This window comes from Nonomuraea maheshkhaliensis, assembly GCF_039529435.1.
In the GTDB taxonomy this organism is placed as follows: Bacteria; Actinomycetota; Actinomycetes; order Streptosporangiales; family Streptosporangiaceae; genus Nonomuraea; species Nonomuraea maheshkhaliensis.
In genome coordinates this window covers 72,451-95,877 of sequence record NZ_BAAAMU010000003.1, presented here as the reverse complement: position 1 = coordinate 95,877, position 23,427 = coordinate 72,451, and the positions used below count along the sequence as shown (strand labels likewise).

Below are 23,427 nucleotides of genomic sequence, written 5' to 3'. Positions count from 1 at the left end.
ACGATCCACGCTCGACCAGCTTTCGGCCGGCGTGCCCTCCAACGAGCACACCGGTCGGACTGAGAGGAGCACCATGTGCGCCCACCTCAGCCTGGTGCCGGAGTCGGGCGCGTCGTCCCCGGAAGCCGACGCGCGCTACCCGGGTCATCGTTCCTGCATCAGGTGGGCGAACGAACAGCAAACCCCGTTCCTTCCTCGAAGGAGATGCACGTGCAGCAGCAGCGTCCACGCCCGGTCGCGTCCTTGCTCATCCGCCGATTAGCCGCTCTCGGCCTTACCGTGATCGTGACGAGTGGTCTGCTGGCCGCTCCGTCCCGAGCCGGCCAGACCTTCCCGGCGGCCTTCCCCGATCCATCCCGCGCCGCCTCGGCGGGGGAGACCACGACCGACCTGGGCGTGAGCGTGAGCCTGTCCTCCGTCGCCGATCTGGCGGTGGGTGCCGGCCGGGTGTTCGTCTCCGCCGGCGACCGGATCGTCGTGGCCGACTCCGCGGGTGAGGTCACCGGCGCCATCACCGGGCTGTCCCAGGTGCACGGGCTGGCCATGACGCCGGACGGCACCCGCTTGTACGCGGCCCTGTACGGGTCGGACGAGGTGGCCGAGATCAACACCGCCGCGCTGAGCATCGCCCGGCGCATCGACCTGTCCTCCTTCCCGTGCCCGTCCACGCTGGCGCTGACCGGCGACCGGCTGTGGATCGGCCGCGGCTGCGGCCAAAACCACCAGGCCGGCGTCATCGGCCTGGACCTGACGACGGCGACACCGGCACCGATCGTGCTCGCATCCCGCCTGTACAGTGCCCCCGCCATCGCGGCCGCCGGCGACACACTGGTGGCCGGAGAGACCTACTCCAGCCCGGCCTCGCTGTGGGTCTACGACATCGGCCAGGCGACACCGGCGCTGCGCGGCACGATCTCCGGTTTCACTTACCGCACGGCGGGCATCCGCGAGGTCGCGCTGACCTCTGACGGCTCGGCAGCGGTCCTGGCCGCCGGCGAACCCACCCGCTTCCTCCGCTATGACACCACCGCCCTGTCCCCGGCCGGTGGCTACAGCGGCTCCACCGCGAAACCGGTCAGTGTCGCGATCAGCGCCGACAACGCCACCGTCGCCGGCGGCCGCCGGTCCAGCCCCGGCCTCACCTTCTACGACGCCGCGACCGGAACCGAACTGCTGCGGGCCGACAACCCGGCCGGCACCCTGGTCGCCGGCAGCATCACCTTCTCCGGCAACGACGCCTACGCCCTGCTGCGTGCCCCAGGCGACCGGCTGCATCTGTGGCGGCTGCCGCACGCCGCCCTCCCCCCGGCGCTGCTCACCCTTGACACCTCGCCACGAGTGCTGACGGGCATGGAAGTTCTCATCACCGGACACCTCACCCGAGCCGACGGCTCCCCTGTGGGCGCACAGCCGCTCACGGTGACCCGCCGCATGCCCGACGGAACCGACGAGCCGCTCGACGGTGTGAGCACGGCGGCCGACGGCAGCTTCACCATCTCCGACACGCCACCCGGTGTCGGCGAGGTGCTCTACACCGTGGCCTGGGCCGGTGACGACTCCTCCCGCGCCGGCAGCGCGGTGGCAGCCGTGATCGTCCGCCATCGCAGCTCCCTCACCATGATGGGACCGGACCTGGGCACCACCGGCACGCCGTTGCACATCAGCGGCGTACTGGAAACCGGCGGCAATCCGCCCCCGCCGGGCGCCACGCTCACTGTGCAGCGCAGCGTGCAAGGCGACGACGACTCCACGGGCACCACGCTGCCGCCCGTCACCGTCAACGATGACGGCACCTTCACCTTCACCGACACACCCGTGACCAGCGGCCGCCACCTCTACCAGGCGCGGTGGGCCGGAAACGATATATCCGGACCGGCACGGGGCCTGTACCGGGTCACCGTCGACGGCGGCTGATACGAACTGGGAGGGCGTCCGGCATCGGCGGCCGCCCTCTCGGAAGCCACCCTCGAAGCAGCGCTTCGGGTGCCCGGTGGCCGCTCGGCCACCTCGGTCAGGAGGCCAGGCGGCCTTAAGGCAGCGGGGCACCGGCGTCGCGGCCAGACAAGGCGATGCCGCCGTCCATCCACCACTCGGCGCGGCCGACGCGCTCCACCTGCCAGCCCTTGGAAGATGGCGATGAAGCACGCCGAAGGTGTCGTCAGCGCACTACGCCAGATCACATCACCGCCGGGTGAACGCCTTCGGACCAATGCGACAGACCTCGAAGACAGGGAAGCCTCCCCCTAGGTACGGTGCCGACATGCTGGTGCGGTTGTTGTGGGACCCTTTGCCCGCGTCATGGCCGGCAACGGCGCGCAAGCGGCCGGCCGGGCTGCGTGGCCTGATCGGCTGGGCCCGGGCGACGGCCGCGAGCGTGCCCCAGGGTGATGACGTCGAGCGTCGGGTACTGCGGGGGGCGATGCAGGCGATCGTCCGGGATGCCTTCCAGCAGACGGTGGCCGAGCAGGACAGCGAGCATCGCGGGCCGGACGCGTTCGCTGAGGCGTGGAAAGCCCGTCTGGCTGCTTTCCTGGCGCAGGAGACCGTGGATCTGTCGGGCTGGGGCGTGATCACCGTCGCCGAGCTGGACGTCGATCTGGGGTGGAGCCTGTACGCTGCGGCCAGCAGCGCCAGAGCGGACGCGATCGCACGAGCCGTCGCCACGCCCAGCCAGCGTCGAGCCGCGGACGACGATCCGACCGCGTCGTATGCGTTCTCCATCGTCACCGACGAAGAGGGGCCGCTCGGGCGCGTCCGGTACGCGACCTGTGAACATTGCGGCGTCGGCCTGCTGAGGAAGATCAGCTTCTCTCCGGAGTGGCACTGCTGCGGCTTCGGCACGCTGGCCCTGCGCGAGCTGGAGCTCCGCCACCCGGGCCTGACCTGGTACACCACCGGGCAGTATGAGCACGCCCGAGGCTTTTATGACAGATTTCGGCATCGCAGCAACAGCCCATGGATCGAGAAGCACCCCTGCCCGCACTTCTGAGCTGAGCGATCACCAGCATGCACACCAGGCAGCGAGGTCGACGCCGTGACGGCTCGACGCTTCACGCCCGGCCCACCGCGAGCGCCCGTGGGCGGCCTCATGCACGGCGAAGCTGCGCCGCAGGCTTCCTCCTACGGCAGAGCTGTCATGCAACGAAGCTCCGTGCCCGATCGAGTTGCTGCGAGCCCGAGTTCCGTCCGCCGGCGGGAGAAAATGTGCGGTGCGCCTCCTCCACCTGATCGGCCGTCAGCGGCTCACCTTGGGGCGATTGCAGGCCCTGACTTTTCCGCCTCGCAGCCCCGGCCTACGGCGGCGCCGACGGAAACAGACTGCGGCAACGCGCATCACCACGTTCATCCATTCGGCACTTTCGCCGCTGCCTGCTACGCCGTCGCGACAAAAACCGCACGACCATCCCGACGAACAGGCCAGCATTTAGCCACCGCCTCCTCCCCCGCCATAGCAGCCCTTCTCGCCAGTGCCTGCTCGCGCCAACAGGGGACCAACCATGTCGAACACCGGGACGAGTGGCCGGCTCCGGCTGGCCACTCACACGGAAGTAACGATCAAAGGGACTGTGGTCAGGTGCCGCCGGGCATGCCATCCCGGCGGCATAGCGATGCTCTAATGAGCATCCTGGTATTTCTGCACCACGGTGGAGGCGATGCGGCCCCGCTCGCTGACCGGCAGTCCCTGAGCCTTGGCCCACTGCCGGATCTCGGCCGACTTCTCACGACTCAAAGGAGAAGAGTTCGTGCTGCTAGAAGACCCACGCCGACCTCGACCAGAGCGTTCAGCACGCACCGCACGGCCGTTGGTGATGTACGGCGCAAGTGCCTTCTCCAACTTTTCCCGGTTCGCCCCTGACAGATCGATCTCGTAATTCATACCGTCGAGAGCAAACCTCGTGCTGCCCTCGGCATCACTGCCATCGATGTCGTCAATGAAGCTTTCGACGATCCTCTTTGCCATCCTGGCGCTCCCCTTGTGTGCGGGCTTGGGCGGTACTGTATCGCTACCCATATCTCGGTCAAGCTCATCCGCGATTTTCAGCGATTTCCCCATGCAAGCCGAGCAGACCTGCGGCACAATCAGCTTGCACGCCGCACTCAGCGCACCCGCCTGACTTGCCGACCTATTCACCCTCACACGCTTAAGCCGACGACCTCGTCCGCAGATGAAACCCTTCACCGCGTGATCAGCGGCCGACCGATGCTACCCACCGGGTGCAATAGTACTAGAATCGGAGCCCAGAAACCCCTCCTCGCCGTCTACCGCGACAACGACCACTTCCCTTCTCCATCCCGGAATGGGCGATCACGAGGCCCAGATCAACCCGCGCCGACAGCAGCAAACACCGTCGCCGGTGGCAGAGCCGCGTAGGGGGCGGAAACCTATCCTCATGCGGGCCACCATTCCCGAAGACCAGCTGAACACACGTAGAGCGCCTGCAGGCGGCGCGCGCTCGGCAGCCCGCATGACCGAATCCACCATGTCACGAGCATCGAATCGAATGTTCAGAGTGACCATATGAGCGCTGGCGGCCCGCACCCGGAGCCGGCACCGGCGAGGCCGCCCCGGCAATGAGTAGAGACCGGCCGGCTGCAGAGGCCTTCACCTCGACAGGCGCGCCTGCCGCCAGGGCAGCGGCAGGGCCGCCACTCCTCCAAGGCCGTATCTCGGCTGGGCCCCTTCCGACTTCAGCCGCCCCAGAGGGTCAGAATCAGCCGTGCCCACTACGAGCTCGGCAGGCTGGATCCCGCTGCAGGGGCCGATGGCAACCGTCCGATGGCCGCTCAGCACCGCTGTCCCCACGCCATCCAACTCGATATCGAACGCGCTTGCGAACAACCGTTACCATGACACCATGGACGACCCACCAGCGATTCGCATCCACCCCGACAACGCCGGGTCGGTCCTGGAGTTCCTGGTCGACGAGGCCGGCGCCCTGATCCAAGCCAAGGTGACCTGGCAGGAGTTCGCCAACGATGGGTACGGGACCTGCAGCGAGCATGAGCAATGGCTGCCGATGGATCAGCTGGCGCTGATCCCGGGCCAGGCGTACGAAGGAGTGCCTCGGACCTCTGCCGTCTCTGCGGCCGCCTCGCATGCCGCGAAGGATCGCTCCTCCCCTTCGGATGCCGCCCTGCCGTCTGGCTGGCCCCAGCAGGTTCCCCCGCCGGGCGTGAACGGCTGGGAGAAAGCAGCGCTCACGTGGCTCTTTGAGCAAATTCCGGCCGACTACCGCAAGCACATCGTCTTCGCTGAGCACCCGGCGGCCCTGGCCTCTGCCGCCCTTGTCCACCTCCAACACGCCTACCGCGCAGTGGCAGCGGGCTATCGAACGGCCGCCGTCGATCTGAAGGCGTATCTGCCGCCGGATGCCCTCGATGCCGTTCTGGCCACTTATCGTCACGAGCGTGAGCGGATTGTCCACTGCGGCCGTTCGGTGCCACTGGTCGCGCGTGCGCTCGAAGCCCATCGCCATCCTTGACATTTCCGGACCGTCGCGCCCGAGCGTTGACTCGGCTGGGCTCACATCCGGGCAGGCGGTCGGCAAGCCAATAGCGCAGAGGCCTGGGGAGCAACGTAGCGTCAGGGGCGTCGGCGCCTGCCTGGTCCCGTCATCGTGGGCCGGTCAGAAATGATCGGACAGCTCGGGCACGCGTTCGTTGGCGAGGTGTGCGAGGTCGCGGATCGCCCGCGGGTCACCAACCCGTGCGGTACCCGCCCCTACAGTCAAGCTGCGTCCTTCGGGGCGGGGTCGGAAAGGAGTTCGGCTAGCTGCGCCGTCGCGAGTCGCCAACCTTGCCCAGCCCGTCACTCTGTGCCATCCGCACGACCGGAACTCGCCCCACAAAGAGGTATGCGTGCGCCCGGCTGATCAACCGGAACCAACAGCCGGCAAGAACAACGGAACAGATGGCGGTTCACCAGGTGTCTGTGCAGGGGCAACGTGGCTGGCTGTGCGTAGCCAGCCAACGCATCACGCATGTCCGACGGAAGCTGCGCTACCAGCTAGCGGCTCTCTGGGATGTTAGTCTCTCACCGCGGCCAGCGTGAGGAGCTTGCACTCCAAACTGTCTGGGCCACACAGTTGCCATGCCGCTGAGATCACCCTCGAGAATCGCTGCCCCCACCCATTCGGCCACATCGAGAACTCGCGACAGCTGCATAGACAATCCCCCAGTAGAGAAGGGTACCCGGAGGCGTCAGCAGGGTGCTTCTTTACTTTTCATTATGTTTGATTGCGTTCCATTCTCGGCCACCGCTTGTTCGAAACGGCTAATCATCGTCTAATGGACGTGCGGTTCGCGGGGCTTCCCGTAAAGCGAGATCAGAGATCGCTGGCAGCCCTGTTTCTTCGCACGTGGATCAGTGCTATCCCTTCCTGATTCCGACGCGGTTGTCTGTTGAGTCCAGGTGGCGACGGCGGCACGATGAGGAGGTCTCCCGCGGCAACGGGGGCCTCCTTTCCCACAGGTATCTGCCGTGCTTCTGGAGATGGCCGGGACGCCGCACGTCAACACGTCATGCGGGGGTCCAGCACTCCGCCAGCGTTCCGCGCCGGTGAGCGGCGGGCAGGGACCAGGTCGGCCCACTGCTGGGCGGCGTTTGGCCTCTTGCCGATCCGGCAGCCGTGCTCCTGCCGCGCGAAGGCACTGCCGCTCGTGCGCCCCCATGTCAATCGGGTCGTGACACTCATGCTGACCGCGCAGGCCGCGGCAGGTCACTGGAGGAATTCGGTCGTAAATCTCGGCCGACTGCTCATCGGTGGCCACCGCCCACGCGCTCGGCGGGTGGGCGTGCCGGCCGCGAGATGAGGTTCGCCCATCCAACGACTCGTCTTCACAGAACATGCCTACGATCGTGCTCTGCCAGAAGGCAGACTGTCGACGGGCGCTGTCGAGCCGACCGGGCGGGGCGAGGCGCCTTGCGTCCCATCCGGTCGTCGTCCAGTACTGACGGTGGCTGTGATACCTCGCCGTCAAGCCCGCCGGGCTTGTGCCGCGTACGGAGCATCTCCTCCAGGCGGCTTGAGCGAGAGTAGAGCTTGGCAAGCTGGTCGGCCTCGGCCAGGAGTGCCTCGGGACCGGCGATGGAGGCGCCGAACTCGTAGCGATCGTGGTTGCCCGGCCCCGTGATCGGATAGCCTTCATCCACGCACAGGCTCGCGATGTGGCGGCGCAGTGCATTGCGTTCACGTCCACCGATCAGCGCTGCGCCGTCGTCACGGATCGCGAGCGCCATTTCCCAGGTCTGCGGACCGGGGTTGTAACTGATCTCGTTCTCCCACTCTTTGTCGAACGCGGCGCGTGCGTCGTCGGAGAGTGCAGCCCGGAACTCATCGAACTCCGGGATCTCGCTGGCAGCTACGGGGGTTTCCTGCTGCAGCCGCTGCAGGAACGCATCACCGGCTTGTTCGGCCGCAGCGACACGAGGCGTCTGGTCAGGAGCAGGCATGGATCCTCCACAACATCCTCATTGAACACACTGAGCACCCACCCGTTGCAGTGACGGTATTTTCTCGGTGCAAGCGTCGCCGCGCCGGGAAACACCACGATTGAGCTGGACCAAAATGGTGGTGGGCCGTCGTAGGGGCCGCCGATCGTGCCGGGCAAGGCCACCTGGACCTCTAAGGTGATCACGTGGCCGTCTCTAGCATCTCAGCGATCGATCGCGGGCTGGGCACCTGCCTGCAACACCTGCGGGAAGGCAAGGGCATCACGCTCAAGGTCGCCGCAGCACATCTGATGCTGTCAACGGCGAGCATCCGACGACTGGAAAACGGACAGACGCTCCCCCGGCTGGCCGATCTTCGGGCCCTGATCGACTTGTACGGCATCGGAGGCGTACGCAGCGCCGCCTTGCAGGACGTCGCGCGGCGGGAGCGAGCGCAGCGCCGAAGCCCGACCGCAACCGCAACTGGAGCACGGGATCACGGTGAGGCCGTCCTGGCCTGCCTGGAGCAAGGGGCAACCACCATCAGCGCTTATCAGGGGTTCATGCTGCCTGCGCTGGTGCGGACCCGGGCCTACATGCGGGCGATCTATGCCGCCCGTCAGATGACCGACGGTCTGGAGGATGCGCTCAGCCTGCACGAGCGCCGCGTCGCCGCGATCCACGGCCACCGCCGGCTGACGATCGTCGTCGAGGAGAGCGCGCTGCGCCGCCATGTCGGCGGGCCGGTGGTCATGCGCGAACAACACGCACATCTGGCCGAGATGGCGGCTCTGCCCCACATCACCGTCCAGGTGATCGCAGCAGACGCGAACGTGCTCCCCCGCCAGGCGGCCTTCACCCTGCTGCGGTTCGCCGAGGCCGCGGCCCGGTGGGCCGGCGAGTTCGCTCGCCTTCAAGCCGCAGCCCTGTCCTGCGAAGACAGCATGACGCTCATCGCGGCGGCGCAGGCGTCCGCAGCTGCGCCAGGGAGCCGGTCGTCACGGTCGGCGAGCCGCAAGGAGCGGCTCACGTGATGGCCCTGTCGCCCACGCCGCCCCCCGACCGCCGGTCGCAACCACTCGCCCGGCAACAGCGTCTGGCGGCTGAGCTGCGGCGGCTGCGCGACCTGTCCGGGCTGTCCGGCCGAGAGCTCGCCGCCAGGCTGGGAGTCACCCAGTCCAGAGTGTCCCGGATCGAGTCCGGCGCGGTACTGCCGCCCCTGCCGCTGGTCACCGCCTGGGCCGAGACCGTGGACGCCACGCCGGAGTCCCGGCAGATGTTGCGTGAGCTGACCGAAGAGGCCTTCATCGAGAAGCGGACCCGGAAAGTCTCCGGCAACTCCATTCCCGACCACGACGAGGAGGCGCACCAGCGCGAGAACAGCGCCCAAACGATACTCACCCTGGCACTGACCACCATCCCCGCTCTGCTGCAGACCGCCGAGTACGCCCGCCAGCTGTTCGCCCTCAGGCCCTTACCCGGCCCGCCCGAGCAGTTGGCCGGCCAGGTAGCCGATCTGGTCGACCGCCAGGTGATCCTCTTCGGCGAGCAGCGCCTGGAGTTCCTGATCTCGGAGACGGCGTTGCGCATCCGCTACAGCCCGGTGCCGGCCCACCTGGCCCAGCTGGACCGCATCGCTTGCCTGAGCACCCTGGCGAACGTGTCCATCGGGGTCATCCCCTACCACCACCAGGCCCGCGCCGTAACACTGCACGGCTTCACCCTCTACCAAAGTACCGGGGAGAAAGGCACCGTTGTGTCAGTGGAGGCCGTGCACGGCCACCTGCGCATCACCGACCCCGACAGCATCGACCGATACCGCCGCGACTGGGAGTTGCTCCACACCTCGGCGCTGGCCGGTGATCAAGCCCGCGTCCTCTTGCGCCAGATCATGACCGAGATCAGCAAGCACGCCTCGTAAGCCCACCGCACCTCCGCCGGCCGCCACGAACCCCGCACCGCTGGCCGCCCAGGCGCGCAGGTGAACTTCAGTGAACCATCTGAGATCGTCTCAACCAGCCAGGCCTGGTTCGATCATGCCGCCACAGAGGCGGCCGAGCAGCGGCTGCGCGCATGCCCGCCGACGTCAACCCCGTGCGGCACCCAGGAGGAGCCCCCCCGAAGGGCAGCAACCGTGGCCGCGGCCTACGCCCCGAGTCAGGCGCCGCGGGCCCACGCCGTGGGGCATACACGCCGTGGGCCGCGTTGGACGATCTGGTGAGCAGCGAGAGTCAGGGCGCCTTGGGGTAGGTGTCCGTGGGGTAGTTGTCCTTAGGGTAGCTGTCAGCATGCGCGACGACCGGGGTAAACGCGACGACGATGACGGCGGCAGCCGACACGAGCCCAGCGGAGATCCTCGTCATCATGGCAGTGAGTTCCCTTCTTCCCAGTGGTGTCTTCTCACATGCCTATCGAGTCTGCTGTTTCCCCGCTGTTTCCCCGCTGTTTCGTTCCCCGCGGCTAACCTTCCGATGCGGTCGACGAGCGGTGCGCTCCGGGTCGCGCTCCGCCTCCTCCGTCACCCGGTCCAGCGTCTCCTGCACGCTGATGTGGTCGCCGCAGTTCTCGTACACGTGGCAGCCCATCCGCGACTCACCCATTCAGACCACGCCAACATGGCACTGGCTGCTGCCGGATTCCGCCTGGGCCTCGGGATTCAGGCGGCTGGCTCGCGTTGCTCGATGACATGCGCGGGGTCGAGGTCGGTGCGCGGCCGGAGGTAACGGCAGTGGTGTCGATGTCTGCCCGCATCGGTGGCCATGTCGACCAGGATTTCGACCACCAGGTCGGGCTGGACTCTCGTGTAGGTGATCGGGTCGCGCTGGCCGTACGAGCTGGATGCCCATCCCGGAGGAAGTGTCGCCGGCCACGGGTGCTCGCCAACCGCAGGCGTGAGGAGCGGGGCGAGCTCGGCAGCGGCCTGCGCGGTGAGCGGGGTGGTGCGGCCGACGACGCGGAGCCGTCCCGTCGGGTCGTACCGCCCAAGGAGGAGTCCGCTGGGCCGCCGGAGGTGTCCGATGTAGCCGCCCACGATCGCGTCGGCGGTCCGCCTCTGCTTGAGTTTGAGCCACGTGCGCGCGCCGCAGTCGTAGGTCGAGCGGGCCGCTTTGATGACCAGGCCTTCGACTCCGGCGACGTGCATCGTCTCGTACCAGGTGCGGGCCTCGGCCTCGTCGGTGGTATGCATGCCCAGGGCGAGGACGCCGGCGGCCGGGATCGTCTCGAACAGCTCCTCCAGCATGGCGCGGCGCTCACACAAAGGCAGGCCGGTCACGTCCCGGCCGCCCAGCGTCAGCACGTCGAACACCGCGAAGTGCACTGGCTCGGTGCGAGCCATGGCTGCCGCCCGGCGGCGCCCGGCGATGTTTCGCCGGTGCAGGGCGGAGAAGTCGAGACGGCCCCCGCTCCATCGGACGATCTCTCCGTCCAGGGTGGTGCCTGCGGCCACCATGTCGTACGCGGCCCACGCCGCCTCGGGAAAGATCTCGTTGAAGCGCGCCCCGTTGCGGGACTGCAAGTGCACGCCCCGGTCGCGGTCGACCCTGGCGATAGCACGGAAACCGTCCAGCTTCGGCTCATAGCACCACGTGCCGGGCCGCCCTGGCGGAAGGTCGCCCACCGGCTTGGCCAGCATCGGTTCGATCGGGCCACGTCGTCGTGTGCGGGCGTGTTTGTGCCGGTCGGAAGGGGTGGGCATGAGCCGGTTTCTACCGGCCATCCGAACGGGACAAAACCCCCGGAAGGTAGATAAACACTCAAGAGATGTTCTAGCCGGAACAGCGCTGCGTGATCCTGGACTGCTCGTCCATAGGGTGGGCGGTCGGACGCAAACCCCGCGGCGCTCCCGGCCCTGAGCCGGCCGCCTCGCGCCACCGTCTGCGTCACCGTCTGCGTCACCGTGCCGCCAGCGGAGCGAATTCTTCGCCATTGCGTGGTTCGCTCCTGGTTACAGCTCACCCGGCCCGGCGGGCGTTCTTCTCGCTGCCCGAGGTCCTGCCGTGCCGGTGTGGTGCAGATCAGATGTTGCGGGGGGCGAGCGGATGATTCGCCGCAGGTGTTCGTCGAGGCTGAGGTCGTCCCCGGAGTCCACCGTGGACACCAGGACTGCGAGCACGGCCTTGCGCAGCGTCAGTTCGAGCCGCTCACGGTCTTCCGCCGGACCGGACAGTGCGCGAAAGGCGACGCCTTCGACGGTCACGGCGAGGATGTCCGCGAGGTCCTCGACGGTGACGCCGGGGCGCAGTCCCACAGCGTTGACCGCCAGCATCTCCTCGTAGATGGGGATCCATCTCTGGCGGACCGCGCTTCTGGCGCTGCCGGCCGTAGCTTTCAGTTCGGGGAAGCGATCAGCCATCGCCGTGGCGACGAGGGACAGGCCCATCGCGGGGTTCTCCAGAAGGGACGCCAGTTCCTGGCAGCTGGCCTCCTGCGCGCCCTGGACCGGGTCCACGGCATTGGAGATCAGGTCCGCCGATCTCCCGATGGAGCCCGGCCGCCCATGCCTGGCCCACAATGCGTAGGCCAGCAGGTCGAGCGCGAAGTCGTCCCTGCTGGGCCATCTTGTGCGGAAGTCCTCTTCGTTTCCCGGCGCCCGTCCCGCCCGCTCGGTCTCTTGGCAGATCTCGCGCTCCGAGGGCAGCCCTAAAAAGGTGCCCGGGCCGTCGGCGATGGTGCTCAGCCGGAGACCTGCTTCCAGATATTCCCTGGTGAGGCTGTCGTTGGCGAGCGCCCGCCGGGACCCGTCCGCGGCCAGCCGCATGAGCCGGTGCAGAACCCAAGACAGATCCTCCTCGCCCATCCGGTCCGAGGCGACGGTGATGGAGGCACGATCGCTGGAGCTGCCGGGGTTCGCCGCCCACGTGGAGAGCAGTTGGTCCAGCATGTTCAGGGCGGTGTCGTGAGCAGACTCTTCGTGGAGGTTGAGGGCCTGGTGCAACAGCGCATCGGTGTAAAAGGCCGCCCCCTTGATGACGGACGGACCCGACCGCAGAACCCCGTGCTTCTGGCCGTGCTCCATCAGGTCGGCGAGCATGGTGCACAGCGGCACGAGATGACGGACATCCGCTTCGTCGAATTCCGCGCTCACTGTGCCGTGTCTGAGGGTCTGCTCTTTCATCGCGGCGACCAGCGCCTCCGTCAGCCGATGCCATCTGCGCGCCAGCGCCACCAGATCATAGAAATGCCGGAGTATGACATCGACCGGATCAGAATCGACCTCAAGGGTCGATTTCACCGCTTCCGACAACCGGCCGATCAGCGGACGATAAACAAATCCCATCAGAATCTGTTTGCTCTTGAAATGGTTGTAGGCCGTGGCCGAACTCACCCCGGCTGCCCTCGCTACGTCGTCCATGCGCGTGTGATGCCAGCCGTGCTCGGTGAACTTCGCGCGAGCAGCGCTGAGAAGAACGGCTCGCGTGCGCTCTCGTTTGACGTCCCCGGCACTCCGGGCAGGCTTGCTTCGCATCACCCAGCAGAGCCTAACTAATGCTCCATTCACAAGGTCCAGTTCTCGCCCGGAAAGACCGGCGGCATCACGGCCTGCCCTGGCCCGCGGAAAGTGTTCCTGCCGGAGGTCACTGGGTTTGGCTTTCTCACCTGCGATGACGGCTCAGAGCAGGCAGGCCTGAGGTTCCTCAGCTACGGCGGATCGTCTGGCCGCCGGCCCGCCGAGGCGGTCAAGGTCACGCAACGCCTTGCAGCAGGCCAAACGCGGTCCGTCGGCAACCACACGCTCGAACAGCTGGGCCGTGACCGGACGTCCGGCAGGGTCCGGTTGGCGGTCGGGTGGCGGCAGGCGCAGATGCCGTACCAGATCATCCAGCCGATGACAGGGCAACTTCGGGCAGACCACCCGGCCAGTCGCACCGTGTCCCAAAGGGGACCGCGGCCAAGGTGGAGCAGTGCAGTCGCTGACTGGTGGTGACGCCCGCCTCGGTGGGGCGTGGTGAGCGGCCAGCCAGGGCGGCGGACCGGGCAACCGGTCGTTCAGATCGGCCATGATCCCAGCCGGCGGCGCAGCATAGGCGAGTAACGCCGCAGTGATACCCGGGCAGAGACAAAGCGGCCGGTGACGGGCACGTGGGGGCGGTGCGATCACGATTCGGGAACCCATCTCTTGGCTCGTGCCCAGTTCAGCTCGAATTCTGCGGCATAGTAATCCACCCAGCCCGAGTCCTGGGGCTTGCGGAGGACGACATGGGGCCGAGAATCCATCGCTGCCTGGCTGTTCTGAAACTCGACTACGGCTGTGCCATGTTTGGTGTCGGGATCAACACTAAAAAGCGAGTATGGCGGGAACATATCTGTCAGGCGGACTTGCAGTCTGCCTTTTGCGACAGCGTCCGCAAGTTCTGAGAGATGCTGTAATGACAGGCGAGTAAGTGCAGCTGGCGTCGATGGGCTGGCTTTCGCCGTCACAAATAAAGCCTGTGCTGGTGAATCTGGATTCAAAAGGAGTATCCGGATGCGGCAGCCTGCTGCCAATCGATCGCGATAGAAGGTCATATGGGGGATAATGGCTGAAGTTGCATGAACGCCGACTTATCAGAATTTCTTTGGCATGCTCGGCTTGCGCAGGAATAGTTGGCATATCGGTGCGGTGACGCAGCGTTGAAGACGCTTTGATCTCACCTAACCGCTTGTTGAGCTCGGCAAATAGCGTCGACCTCTCGACGAGAGCATCCACCCCGAGCAGCCCCAGAAGCGCTATGATCACCTGCTCGGCCAGGGTGGCTTGCAGGACACCTAGCAGATCAAGAACGAGGGCTCCGGCAGCAGCCGTCAGCGTCATCAGCGGCAAGACTTGGGATAGCTTGACTTTCGACAGGTATCCGCTCTTTTTTCGCATACATGGCTCCTGCGCGCGCATCTCCTCTTCACACCTTAATGTCAGGATGTGATCATGGTGATGTCGCGAGCCTCAATAGCTCAACGGCATAAGAGCGCGCATCAAGGCCGCAGCCGGTAACTGCTGTGTCCGTCCACTCGATCGCAGCACCGGGCCACACACCGTCGCGTCCGAGCCCGGCACCGTCTTCGTGGGAACCCCCTTGGCCGTAAGCGGGGAAGCCCGCTAGTCTGACGGCGGGCAAGGTGCAGGCCCAAGCTCGCTGATCGGCCCATGACCGGTCGGCCAGGGCAAAGGTGCGAGAGCCGTGAGGCTTGCTCAGCCGCCACGTGCGGCGTGCCAGCACCATCTGCGGGCCCGGAGCATATGCTCGGGTTCCCGCGTTGCTGACGTGCCCGCTCACACGCACGCCAGGTCATGGGACTGCACGTGCGGAGAAGAGCCATCGCATGGTACGCAACCGCCGGAAAAAGCAAGCCCACCGCCGTCGGCAGAGCAGCGGCGCACCCTACACCGCCGCCGCCTCCCACACCGCCCACCATCACCCCGGCCCGGACCTGCAGCCGGTGGATGGGAGTTCGTACGGCGTCGACGGCCATCCGGACCTGACCCGTGTCACGGCGCTGCTCGGCGCCTGCCTGGCCGCCTGTCGCCCTTGTCAGCAGAGCTTGGCCGACGCGGTGCTGGACGGCGACCGGCTGGTCATCGCGGCCTTGGCCGACCGCGTTTACGGCAGTGCGCCCGTTGCCGGGATGCTGGCCACGCCGACCACGCGCGCCTTGCACGCGCTGGCCGTCAAACGCGCCGGCATCAGGGACGGCCGGGCGTTGCTGGCCTTCGTCGAGAGCCTGTCGCGCGAGCAACTCGACGATCTCCTGCAAGACACGCTGGACCGGTGGTCGGCCCTCGATGAGCTGGCGGACATCGCGAGCATCGCGGCCGCCAAAGCTGGCGAGCAGGGCGCATCGGCCAAGGCGCCCGAGCGGGAGCCGGCTACTCTCCGCACGACGGCGCGCTCCCAGCAGGCAGGCGGGCCCGGCTCCCCATCGCATCCACCGAACCAGACTCCACAGATTGTCGCCGCCTATGTTCTCAGCCCGGGTGTGGAGCACCTGCTCACCGAGCAGGAACGCGCCGATCTGCTCCGGCACGCAGAGGCCAGCGCCGTGGCCGGTGAGCCACTCACCTGCATGTTGTGCGACTACAGCGCGGACAGCGCAGCGGAGCGCGAAATCCATGTGGGGCTCGCGCTGCGCACCCTGCATCGTGACGGCCACAACCTCGACGTGCTGATACCGGTCTGGTCACACCCACGCTGCGCCCGGGCCCGGATCTGGGCGTGGGCGGAACTGGAGGACGAGCGGCGCCGCCGCGGACTGCCCGCCAGCGACGAGCACGACGAGCCAGGCCCCAGCCCCACCGCCGGCTCGGACACCACACGCACCGCTGAGATGGGTGAGGCGGATTACACGCTCTTCAGCCTGGCGCGGCTGACCGACAGCATCCACCCCCTGGTGGTGATCCAGCCTGGCCGACCGCACCCCTACGGGCTGCAGGGGCACCTGGCCGAGATGCTGTCTTACGGGCTCGGACCGGTCGACCTGAGCGGAGACATCCCGCCGCCGCGCCTGGCCGATTGGCAGATGCGCTGCGACCGGGGCCGCCTCAGCGCGCTCACCCGCCGCGGAGCGGGAACCTGGTACCGGCAAGCAGACGGACACCCCACCCCCGGCGAATGGCGCAAAGCGGCCCGCGCCCAGCGCCAGGCGCTCGTGCTGGTCCTCGCTCCAGGCACTGTCGCAGACGACGGCACAGATCACCGCCAGGCGCTGGCGACGGTCCCCGACGGGCACCTGCTCGGCGGGCTCATGGCCATCACCGGCACCCTGTAACCCCACCCATCGCGCCCTGACGGCAGACTTCCGGCGGCCGCACCTAGGCCGGAGCAACACAGGCGCAGCCGGGCTGCGGCCACCGAGCGTGTACCTGTTCATGCCCGCCCGCAGCTCGCACAGCGCGATCATCACCGTTGGACAAAGCCAGATCATGAAGGGGCTTCAGCACCGTCATGTCGACTCAGCCGCCAGAGCGGGACACAGTCCCGCATTCCGGTGATCGCCCGCCGCTGTGGTGCGGCCTCGGCCACCGCGATGCCGTCCCCTATGTCGAGGCCCTGGCTTTCTGGGGCCGCGCCGTCGATCAGCAGTGGGTGCCACGCAGCTACGCCCTCACCGTGCTGGTCGAGCACCCCTTTCTCCTTAACCCCGCCGTATGGCAGGGCCCTGAACCGCCCTGTCGATGGGAGCGCCTCTGGGCCGCCGCCGAGGACCTGGCCGACTGGGAAAACATCGTGGTCGACCTCTCACGCGATCCCGGCGACTTCTTCGACCACCTGCGTGCTGAACAGCGCCTGTTCAAGCAGCTCGCCGAGACCCGCGCCAACATCACCGACGGCGATCAGCACCAAGAACCCGACCGCACCCGGCATCACGACAGCTCCCCCGGCACCGCATCACCGTGACCGGCCCCACGCGCCACGATGCCGACGCCCGGAGCGCCACCCTCACCTGCCCCTACCGATCGCGACAGGAAACCTCCAGCATGACCGACCACACCACCGCCACCATCTCCGGCCGGGACAACGAGGCGAACCCGCTGATCCCCCAAGATCCGCACACGCGCTACCTGTTCCACGGCGACCGCATCACCCTGGACGAACTCGCTGTGCACCTGAACGCCGCTTCCATCTGGCTGCGTGACCTCGCGATAGCCGCGGAACGACCCGACACCCCGATAGAACTGGGCGACAACGTGTGCCAGCGCCTGGCCACACTCAGCGACGAACTCGCCCAGCTCGGTGAAGACATCGCCGAAGCGGACACCATCATCAGTGAACATCGCCCGCTGAAGCCACACCTGTCGATGCACAAACGTGAACCCTGGGGCAGCCGCGCCCACGGCGAGGACCCGGCCACCTGGGGCAAACGCCTGTCCACGGTCCTGTCCCTGCGGCAGATCCTCATGCTCGCCCGCCAAGACCACGAACCATGGGGCAACCAAGAGGCCGGCATCGCCTACTGGGACGGCATCAAAGATCTGCCCGGCATCGAGGACTGGGTGTCCAAACGTGCCGCTGATCGCCTAGCTCAAGCCCGCACCACAGCGATTCAGGCCCAGGCCCAGCGGGAGCGCTGCGATACCTGCCAAGCCCCCGCTGGCGTTTTGTGCCGGACGAAGAACGGCCATGTGGCCGAGTCCTTCCACAAACCACGGCTGAAGGCCGCCACTGTCGTCGTCGACGAAGCGCTCGCCGAAGGCTCCAGCAACGCCTGACAACCAGTTGGAGGCACGCGCCCACCAACGTCACCCGGGACTGGGAGAGGCGACGGGCCAGACCGCCAGCCTCGCCGCTGATCGCGTCTGCCCGCCCGGCCTGCACTGCCTGGAACTCACCCTCACGATGACCTGGCCCGCCTCCTGCAGCACCAGGTGTAGCAAGTCTTGGAACCTCACCCGCATCAACTGACGACACCGTCGGCTACGTCGTGATGGCCACCACCAGCAACCGCCCCGAAACCGCCCAGTGGATGACGCCGGCCCGGCGCGACAGCATCGAGCGCGCCGAGGCCGACCGGGCGTTCTGGGCCGACGGCCGGCATTTGAAGGGGGCGGGGCTGCGCTTGGCCAAGATCGTGCTTCTGCCCGACCCGCAGCCTGCGGAATGACCGCCAATCCCCCACCGTTCCCCACGTTCACGGGGTAATATGCGAACTCGACCTATGGCCCCAAGGAGGCCACTCGTGACCGACGGCACCCCCCGCCCGGCGAAACCCACATCCCGCTACCGCGCCGGCGCCCGGAACGATCCCGAGGCACGCGCCGCCCACAACGAGCAGACTCGGGAGTGGCGCCGCCAGCAGTCCGACGCCGAGTTCCCTTCCGCCGCTCGCCAGCGCGTCCTCACCGCTGTACGAGAGGGGCAGAAGCTCACCGACGCGGCCCGCGCCGTCAACATCACCACCAACGGCGTCTGGGGCCGCGCCCGCTGGGATGCTGAGTTCTCCGACGCTCTGGAAGAGGCGCTCGCGGCCAACTGCCCGGGTGGCGCTCGCTGTGGCACCGACGGCGGATACAAGGACGGCGGCCGCTGCCGCCGATGCCGAGGCGCCCACCGCAATCCGGGCGGCGCCCGCCCGGCCAAGCCCCCCGCGGCCGCGCCGCCCGGGTTCGACCTCGTCAACGAGCCCTGGATCGACGCCTACACTCTCGACGGCCACAAGCCGGTGACCGTCTCCCTGCGAGAGGCGCTGACCGGCGGCCACCGGCTGCGCGATCTCAGCTACCAAGACGGCACCGTCACCGTGGCCGTGCAGCGCTTCCTCGTCGCCGTAGCACACGACGCGCTAGCCGCGCCCGCCGACGACCGGCGACGATGGGCCGCCTTGTGGAAGGACGGACAGTTGCCCGCCGACCAGCTCGGCGCGTGGCTCGACGACCACGCCTCCGCGTTCGACCTCTTCTCCCCCGACCGGCCGTTCGCTCAGGTCCCCAACCTGCACGTGCCCGCCGAACCGCGCCCGATCTCCTACCTCACCGCCTATGCCCCCCAAGGCAGCGGCGCCGGATGGTTCTTCCAGCCGCCCACCGAACTCACCCCGGCCCAGGCCGCGTCATGGCTGCTGCACTGCCACGCCTACGACGCCGGCGGCATCCGCACCAAGGCCGGCGGCGGCCGCGAAGCGGGCACCCCCGCCGGGCCGCTCGGCTACGCCACGCAGATCCGGATCGTCGGCCTGAGCCTGGCGCACACGCTGCTCCTGGCGCTCATCCCCGAGCTCGGCAACGGCCGCACCTGGTGGAACCGCGTCCAGGAGCCCGGCCGCCGCAAGGGCGAGACCCCGCAGGCGATGGCGGACCTGCTGTGCTGGCCATCACGCGGCATCCGGCTGTTCCGCGACCCGGACGGCATGGTGCGCCGTGCCCACATCACCACCGCCGACGACCGCCCGGCCGATGCTGCCGACCCGTATGCGGGTCAGGCATGGACCGACCAGGAGGAGACGCTGCAGGCGCCGTCACCCAGCATGCTCGCGCCCATCTTCGCCAAGGACCCCGTGCCGGTGGTCGCCGCGCTGGGCGAGAGAGTCACCCGCCGCCTGGTGGCACCCGCCGAGCCGATCAGAGTGGAGCTGGCCGGGATTCGCTACGACAAGTGGCGTGCCACCATCCAGGACGCCGGGGTGTGGCGGTCGGCGATGACGACGGCTGCTCATCTGACGTCGGGGGCGCTGGCCGGGCAGGGCGCGGCCGCGGCCGTCGAGGATGCCCAGACGGCGCTGAACCTGCTGCGCTGGGCTGTCCGGGAGAACATCAAGAACATGTCGAGCGCGCGGGCCGAACGCGCCCGTATTCATGCCGATCAGGAGATCCGTATGGCGTGGATGCGGGTCGGTCCCGAACTCGCCCGCGTTCTCGGGCCGGGCGTGCCGCGCGAGCCCTGGCGGGAGCAGTTGCACGGGATGGGCGACGACGTCGGCAAGGCGCTGGGCCGCCAGTGGCGGGCGCTGGACCTAAGGGCGTCCGCGATGATCGAGTCGGCGGGCAACCTGCTGCGGGAGAAACTGCCCGCCTGACATAGTGATGCCCGCCCCAGCGCTCGGAGGGCGGGCATCGCTCTTGCCAGGGATGGTCACTTCTCACTTCTCGTTCCAGGACCACGCCTCCCCGTTGACGATGTTGTAGAAGTGGCTGGACGAGACACCGAGCCGGTCTGACATCGTCCGGACGGACGGGCCGCGGCCGCGGCCGATCTGCCCAGCCTCGAACGCTTCCCGGATGGCGTCGCCCTTCTCGATCAGCTTGACCCGCTCCTCGTGGGCGGCCACGGCGTGCCGCAGGTCGGCGACGTACACCTCACCCAGCGTCTGCTCGGCGAGGGTCTCCGCGTGCTGGCCGGCCAACTCCTGTGCGGCCTCGGTGGCGTCCTCGCGGCCGTGGTGGCGGGAGTAGCCGCACTCGCCGTTCAGCCTCCACGCGACGTACCAGGTGATCGCGTTGAACTGGTCGGCGACCGGGACGACCGCGATTTCGTCGGTGTGCTCGCCGGTGTCCATCTTCCAGGAGAACTCGTTGCTGAACGGTTCGCGGCCGCCGAGCAGGAATTCGGTGACGTCGGTGACGAAGGCCGCCTTAGCGGTCGCCTCGTCGGGGTGGGCGTCGGCGAAGAAGCCGGCGGGGGCGGCGCAGTAGGAGACCCAGACGCCGTGGTGGTTGATGAGCGCGAAGTCGTGGTCGGCGCCGGGGAACTGCTCGTCGTCCTCGCGGCCGGGGTGGGTCCAGACGTCGCCCAACTCGTCGACGGTGATCTCGGGGGTGCTGTCCATCAGGGCCTCCATCAATGAGTGTCCAATCGTTTGGACACTCATAATGTGCATCCCTCCGCCGCGAGTGTCAAGCTGATTGGACACTCGATATCGGGTCTGCCACCTAGCCCTACCCTCGCGCCTCATGCAAACATGGCCATCACTCCCCGCACGCCAGCGGGGATCGCCCCGAAGGCGAAGACAGGTACGCCTCGCGCACGCGAGGATCACGCCCGGCGACTTTACGGAATCAGGTCGATCTCGACATCGGCCCCCAACGCGGTCAGCGGCAGCGGATTGGCAGTCACCACCGGCAGTCCACGCCGCTTGGCCGCGAGAACAACACTCGCCGCGGTGACGCCCTGCTCCGCGTACGCGGCGTGCCGCGGCCGTAGCAGGGCCGCCACCCCGGGCGCGCTCTGCCGGCCCACTTCGTCCACGATCGTCACGTCCATGCTCAACAGGGCGTCCACGATCGGCGCCGCCGACTCCGGGAGTTGCGCGAGCGCCGCCGCCACCGCCGGACCCGTCGTCACGAGCGGCACGACGTAGCCGGCGTGCTCCGCACGCGCCCAGATGGTCGCGTCGACGAACGGGGACGTACGCCGCCCCCAGGCCACCAGCGCGCTGGTTATCTATAGGTGATCAACGTGTGTGCTGGTAGGTGCGCGTCCTGGGCTTGAGCCACCTAAGGAACGTAGGTTCACTTGGCTGATGCCTGGGCCGCCAAGATCTGACGTGGCGCGAGGTCGGTTCATCTGCAGGAGCGTCCTCTGCGGTCCAGCTGCCGCTCCGAACACTAAGACGGGAAGGTCCCAAGCCAGCACACGGCCGATGTCGCTGCTCGTTAAGCAGCGCGAAACAGCGGCCGAATCGTGCCGTCATGGGGGTCGAATCGCGAATCGAGCGCCCATTCACTCAATTCTCTGGTCACATCGTCGGGGTGTTCGCGCAGCCCTTTTAGCAACTCCTCAGCGAGGTCGATCTTCCCGTTCTCTCGGGGTTGTGCGGTGACGGTCAGCATGTAAGAGGCGGCTCGGGCGATGGGATATAGATCCGGCTTATCATTGGTTCGCTTCTCGATGACGAGATCGCGGAGTAGGTCGCTTAGCTCTTCCCTAATATCGCGTGCGTCCTTTTGCGCCCCATCAGCTCCAAAACAGTCGCCAATGGCGAATAGTGCTGCATGCATCTCGTCTATCTTGGTCGGTGTCGGAGAGTCCGCGATGCTCTTGAATGCGTCTTGACAAGCATCAGCGAGCGTTCCCCTGACGCCTTCGCTTCGGTGCTGCAGGAATCCCAGCGCGAACAAGGCGCGGATTCGAAGCCATGCCTCTTTTCGTTCCTTCTTGAGCACACGTCCCAGCGCTTCGGTGACCGGCTTGGCCATCCCGGCCGCAAGCAGCGTTTCGATCGCGTGGCGACGTTCAACTCCCCCGTTCTGTAGAAGAGAATGCTTAAACAATGTTTTTGTCCCTGGGAGGACATTTTTGGGAATCGCTGGCGACTCGAGAAGCTCCGCCGCATCTTCGACAGTGGCGAGCCAGTTCCCTCCCGCTGGCGGCCAAGAGTTGCAGATTGGATTCCCCTCACGGATGACGTTTTGTAGCGTGGCCGCCAACCACCGCAGCCCGTTGACTATGTCCTCAGAGGCGGAATCATCTTGGAACGCACTGACCAACTTCTCCAGATCGCTTTTGGTCTTGGCCAGATCTGGGCGGTCGTTGGCGACGGCTCGGTGCCACAGGCCATGCGCTGCAGTTGCACGTTCTCGAAGCGTCGCGTTGGGATTTTGTGCTCTCGCGAGGAGAACATTGCCGACCCAGTCATCTTCGGGCGGTGACCACTCCGACGGGACGACGAGTGCAAGCTCGAGGTCCAGTGATCTTCCGGGGTAGAGGCTCTTCTCCCGAAGCTCTTCGGCATCTTCGAGTAGGTCACGAATCCAGACCTTCAGAGGGCGAGGGGCCAGAGGGCCCTTCATTTCGCTAAGCCGCGCGAGCTTCGAGATTGCTCGCCATACCCGGAAACCCAGTGGCCAAGTCCGTAGCCGACGTTCCAGGCTGTCTCTGACGAAATCGACATAGTTGGCGAAGCTGCCCAGGAGGACCAGGGCGTCAACGTTGAGCGGCGACGGCGTTGCCACGCCGATCATGATGAGCTGTTCCACTGTTTGCTTGATCTGGTCTTTGTGACGCTCACGTATGGGGCTGACGGCTCTATTCGCGTTATCCGCTGCGAGAAACTGCGACAACAGCACGGTTGCCTTGATCAGCACGTCAATCTCGGTGCTTGGGGGTTCCCGTAGCGTCCTGCCGGCCCAGCTCGCGGGGATATGCGCCCCTAGGCTTGTCCTGTCCGCCAGTCTGCGCAGTCGTATGCCTAGGGAACTGAGCAAGCCAACGTCCTCCATGTCCGGCGCCAGCGCGACGAGCAATTCGTCCAACTGCTTCAGTCGATCATTTGATGGGGGATTTTGGTCGCCGAGTTCATGCGACAAAGTCGTGTCCCGCATGTCGATCGCCTGGGCGACGGCGGCATGGGAAACCCCCGTGTGCTCCCGCAGTCGTTCCAGCTGTGCAGCAGTCGCATATTTGATCAGCTGGTCGTTGGAGCCAACGTCACTGATGTCGTAGATCCTGCTCACGAGTCCAACGTAACAAGAGTTGCTTTTCGTCCGTCAAAACTTGTGATCGATCAACGGCAAATTGCGTGATCGGCACTCTCGGTGAGTTGATCTGCAAGGACAATTTGCTAAATCATGCGTTTTCAGCCCTTGACAC

Annotated in this window: 18 protein-coding genes; 10 read left to right on the top strand and 8 right to left on the bottom strand. The window is 67.0% G+C overall.

What is annotated here, in order from left to right:
* Positions 1 to 285 precede the first annotated feature (285 nt).
* Both ABFX54_RS03360 and ABFX54_RS03355 read left to right on the top strand, forming a co-directional pair.
* A complete protein-coding gene (locus ABFX54_RS03360) occupies positions 286 to 1,914 on the top strand; it encodes a YncE family protein (RefSeq protein ID WP_346101382.1) in 1,629 nt (542 codons plus the stop codon).
* Positions 1,915 to 2,260: 346 nt separating this feature from the next.
* Complete coding sequence (locus ABFX54_RS03355; RefSeq protein ID WP_346101381.1) at positions 2,261 to 2,989, top strand: hypothetical protein; 729 nt, start codon at positions 2,261 to 2,263, stop codon at positions 2,987 to 2,989.
* A 624-nt stretch (positions 2,990 to 3,613) separates the two neighbouring features.
* Here the strand turns inward: ABFX54_RS03355 and ABFX54_RS03350 are convergent.
* Positions 3,614 to 3,961, bottom strand: coding sequence for a histone-like nucleoid-structuring protein Lsr2 (locus tag ABFX54_RS03350; protein WP_346101380.1), 348 nt, complete (start codon positions 3,959 to 3,961; stop codon positions 3,614 to 3,616).
* Between the two features lie 895 nt (positions 3,962 to 4,856).
* Here ABFX54_RS03350 and ABFX54_RS03345 point away from each other — a divergent pair.
* Complete coding sequence (locus tag ABFX54_RS03345) at positions 4,857 to 5,483, top strand: hypothetical protein (protein ID WP_346101379.1); 627 nt, start codon at positions 4,857 to 4,859, stop codon at positions 5,481 to 5,483.
* 1,355 nt (positions 5,484 to 6,838) lie between these two features.
* Here ABFX54_RS03345 and ABFX54_RS03340 read toward each other — a convergent pair.
* Positions 6,839 to 7,453 (bottom strand): hypothetical protein, encoded by a 615-nt coding sequence (locus tag ABFX54_RS03340; protein ID WP_346101378.1) that lies wholly within the window; start codon positions 7,451 to 7,453, stop codon positions 6,839 to 6,841.
* Between the two features lie 185 nt (positions 7,454 to 7,638).
* On the opposite strand from ABFX54_RS03340, the gene ABFX54_RS03335 reads away from it, so the two are divergent.
* Positions 7,639 to 8,466: a helix-turn-helix domain-containing protein gene (locus ABFX54_RS03335; protein ID WP_346101377.1), complete on the top strand. Its 828-nt coding sequence runs from the start codon at positions 7,639 to 7,641 to the stop codon at positions 8,464 to 8,466.
* On the top strand, positions 8,466 to 9,353 hold the full coding sequence (locus ABFX54_RS03330) for a helix-turn-helix domain-containing protein (protein WP_346101521.1): 888 nt from the start codon (positions 8,466 to 8,468) through the stop codon (positions 9,351 to 9,353). The genes ABFX54_RS03335 and ABFX54_RS03330 overlap by 1 nt, the downstream gene beginning before the upstream one ends.
* A gap of 735 nt (positions 9,354 to 10,088) precedes the next feature.
* On the opposite strand, the gene ABFX54_RS03325 is transcribed toward ABFX54_RS03330, so the two are convergent.
* The 3 genes from ABFX54_RS03325 to ABFX54_RS56830 form a co-directional block, all read right to left on the bottom strand.
* A complete protein-coding gene (locus tag ABFX54_RS03325) occupies positions 10,089 to 11,066 on the bottom strand; it encodes an ATP-dependent DNA ligase (RefSeq protein WP_346101376.1) in 978 nt (325 codons plus the stop codon).
* A gap of 312 nt (positions 11,067 to 11,378) precedes the next feature.
* Positions 11,379 to 12,899 (bottom strand): TetR/AcrR family transcriptional regulator, encoded by a 1,521-nt coding sequence (locus tag ABFX54_RS03320; RefSeq protein ID WP_346101520.1) that lies wholly within the window; start codon positions 12,897 to 12,899, stop codon positions 11,379 to 11,381.
* Positions 12,900 to 13,528: 629 nt separating this feature from the next.
* Positions 13,529 to 13,939 carry a DUF5919 domain-containing protein gene (locus ABFX54_RS56830; protein ID WP_428834490.1) on the bottom strand — a complete coding sequence of 137 codons (411 nt, stop codon included), beginning with the start codon at positions 13,937 to 13,939 and terminating at the stop codon, positions 13,529 to 13,531.
* Between the two features lie 792 nt (positions 13,940 to 14,731).
* On the opposite strand from ABFX54_RS56830, the gene ABFX54_RS03310 reads away from it, so the two are divergent.
* The 5 genes from ABFX54_RS03310 (at position 14,732) to casA (ending at position 19,915) form a co-directional block, all read left to right on the top strand.
* Positions 14,732 to 16,174, top strand: a complete 1,443-nt coding sequence (locus ABFX54_RS03310; protein ID WP_346101374.1) for a hypothetical protein — start codon at positions 14,732 to 14,734, stop codon at positions 16,172 to 16,174.
* 176 nt (positions 16,175 to 16,350) lie between these two features.
* Positions 16,351 to 16,803 carry a calponin homology domain-containing protein gene (locus ABFX54_RS03305; RefSeq protein WP_346101373.1) on the top strand — a complete coding sequence of 151 codons (453 nt, stop codon included), beginning with the start codon at positions 16,351 to 16,353 and terminating at the stop codon, positions 16,801 to 16,803.
* Between the two features lie 80 nt (positions 16,804 to 16,883).
* Positions 16,884 to 17,615 carry a zinc finger domain-containing protein gene (locus tag ABFX54_RS03300; RefSeq protein WP_346101372.1) on the top strand — a complete coding sequence of 244 codons (732 nt, stop codon included), beginning with the start codon at positions 16,884 to 16,886 and terminating at the stop codon, positions 17,613 to 17,615.
* Between the two features lie 215 nt (positions 17,616 to 17,830).
* On the top strand, positions 17,831 to 18,007 hold the full coding sequence (locus ABFX54_RS03295; RefSeq protein WP_346101371.1) for a hypothetical protein: 177 nt from the start codon (positions 17,831 to 17,833) through the stop codon (positions 18,005 to 18,007).
* Positions 18,008 to 18,082: 75 nt separating this feature from the next.
* A complete protein-coding gene (gene casA, locus ABFX54_RS03290) occupies positions 18,083 to 19,915 on the top strand; it encodes a type I-E CRISPR-associated protein Cse1/CasA (protein ID WP_346101370.1) in 1,833 nt (610 codons plus the stop codon).
* A 63-nt stretch (positions 19,916 to 19,978) separates the two neighbouring features.
* Here the strand turns inward: casA and ABFX54_RS03285 are convergent, their stop codons facing one another.
* From ABFX54_RS03285 to ABFX54_RS03275, 3 genes are all read right to left on the bottom strand, one after another.
* A complete protein-coding gene (locus tag ABFX54_RS03285) occupies positions 19,979 to 20,665 on the bottom strand; it encodes a hypothetical protein (RefSeq protein ID WP_346101369.1) in 687 nt (228 codons plus the stop codon).
* A 221-nt stretch (positions 20,666 to 20,886) separates the two neighbouring features.
* A complete protein-coding gene (locus ABFX54_RS03280) occupies positions 20,887 to 21,264 on the bottom strand; it encodes a hypothetical protein (protein WP_346101368.1) in 378 nt (125 codons plus the stop codon).
* Positions 21,265 to 21,491: 227 nt separating this feature from the next.
* Entirely contained in the window at positions 21,492 to 23,291 is a 1,800-nt protein-coding gene (locus ABFX54_RS03275) for a helix-turn-helix domain-containing protein (protein WP_346101367.1), read from the bottom strand.
* Positions 23,292 to 23,427 lie beyond the last annotated feature (136 nt).

Bases quoted from the DNA above. Each gene is read 5' to 3' on its own strand.
- ABFX54_RS03355 (WP_346101381.1), top strand. From the start codon at position 2,261: ATGCTGGTGCGGTTGTTGTGGGACCCTTTGCCCGCGTCATGGCCGGCA.
- ABFX54_RS03285 (WP_346101369.1), bottom strand. From the start codon at position 20,665: ATGGACAGCACCCCCGAGATCACCGTCGACGAGTTGGGCGACGTCTGG.
- ABFX54_RS03320 (WP_346101520.1), bottom strand. From the start codon at position 12,899: ATGCGAAGCAAGCCTGCCCGGAGTGCCGGGGACGTCAAACGAGAGCGC.
- ABFX54_RS03310 (WP_346101374.1), top strand. From the start codon at position 14,732: ATGGTACGCAACCGCCGGAAAAAGCAAGCCCACCGCCGTCGGCAGAGC.
- ABFX54_RS03340 (WP_346101378.1), bottom strand. From the start codon at position 7,453: ATGCCTGCTCCTGACCAGACGCCTCGTGTCGCTGCGGCCGAACAAGCC.
- ABFX54_RS03300 (WP_346101372.1), top strand. From the start codon at position 16,884: ATGACCGACCACACCACCGCCACCATCTCCGGCCGGGACAACGAGGCG.
- ABFX54_RS03345 (WP_346101379.1), top strand. From the start codon at position 4,857: ATGGACGACCCACCAGCGATTCGCATCCACCCCGACAACGCCGGGTCG.
- ABFX54_RS56830 (WP_428834490.1), bottom strand. From the start codon at position 13,939: ATGACCTTCTATCGCGATCGATTGGCAGCAGGCTGCCGCATCCGGATA.
- ABFX54_RS03325 (WP_346101376.1), bottom strand. From the start codon at position 11,066: ATGCTGGCCAAGCCGGTGGGCGACCTTCCGCCAGGGCGGCCCGGCACG.
- ABFX54_RS03330 (WP_346101521.1), top strand. From the start codon at position 8,466: ATGGCCCTGTCGCCCACGCCGCCCCCCGACCGCCGGTCGCAACCACTC.
- ABFX54_RS03350 (WP_346101380.1), bottom strand. From the start codon at position 3,961: ATGGCAAAGAGGATCGTCGAAAGCTTCATTGACGACATCGATGGCAGT.
- ABFX54_RS03295 (WP_346101371.1), top strand. From the start codon at position 17,831: ATGGCCACCACCAGCAACCGCCCCGAAACCGCCCAGTGGATGACGCCG.
- ABFX54_RS03305 (WP_346101373.1), top strand. From the start codon at position 16,351: ATGTCGACTCAGCCGCCAGAGCGGGACACAGTCCCGCATTCCGGTGAT.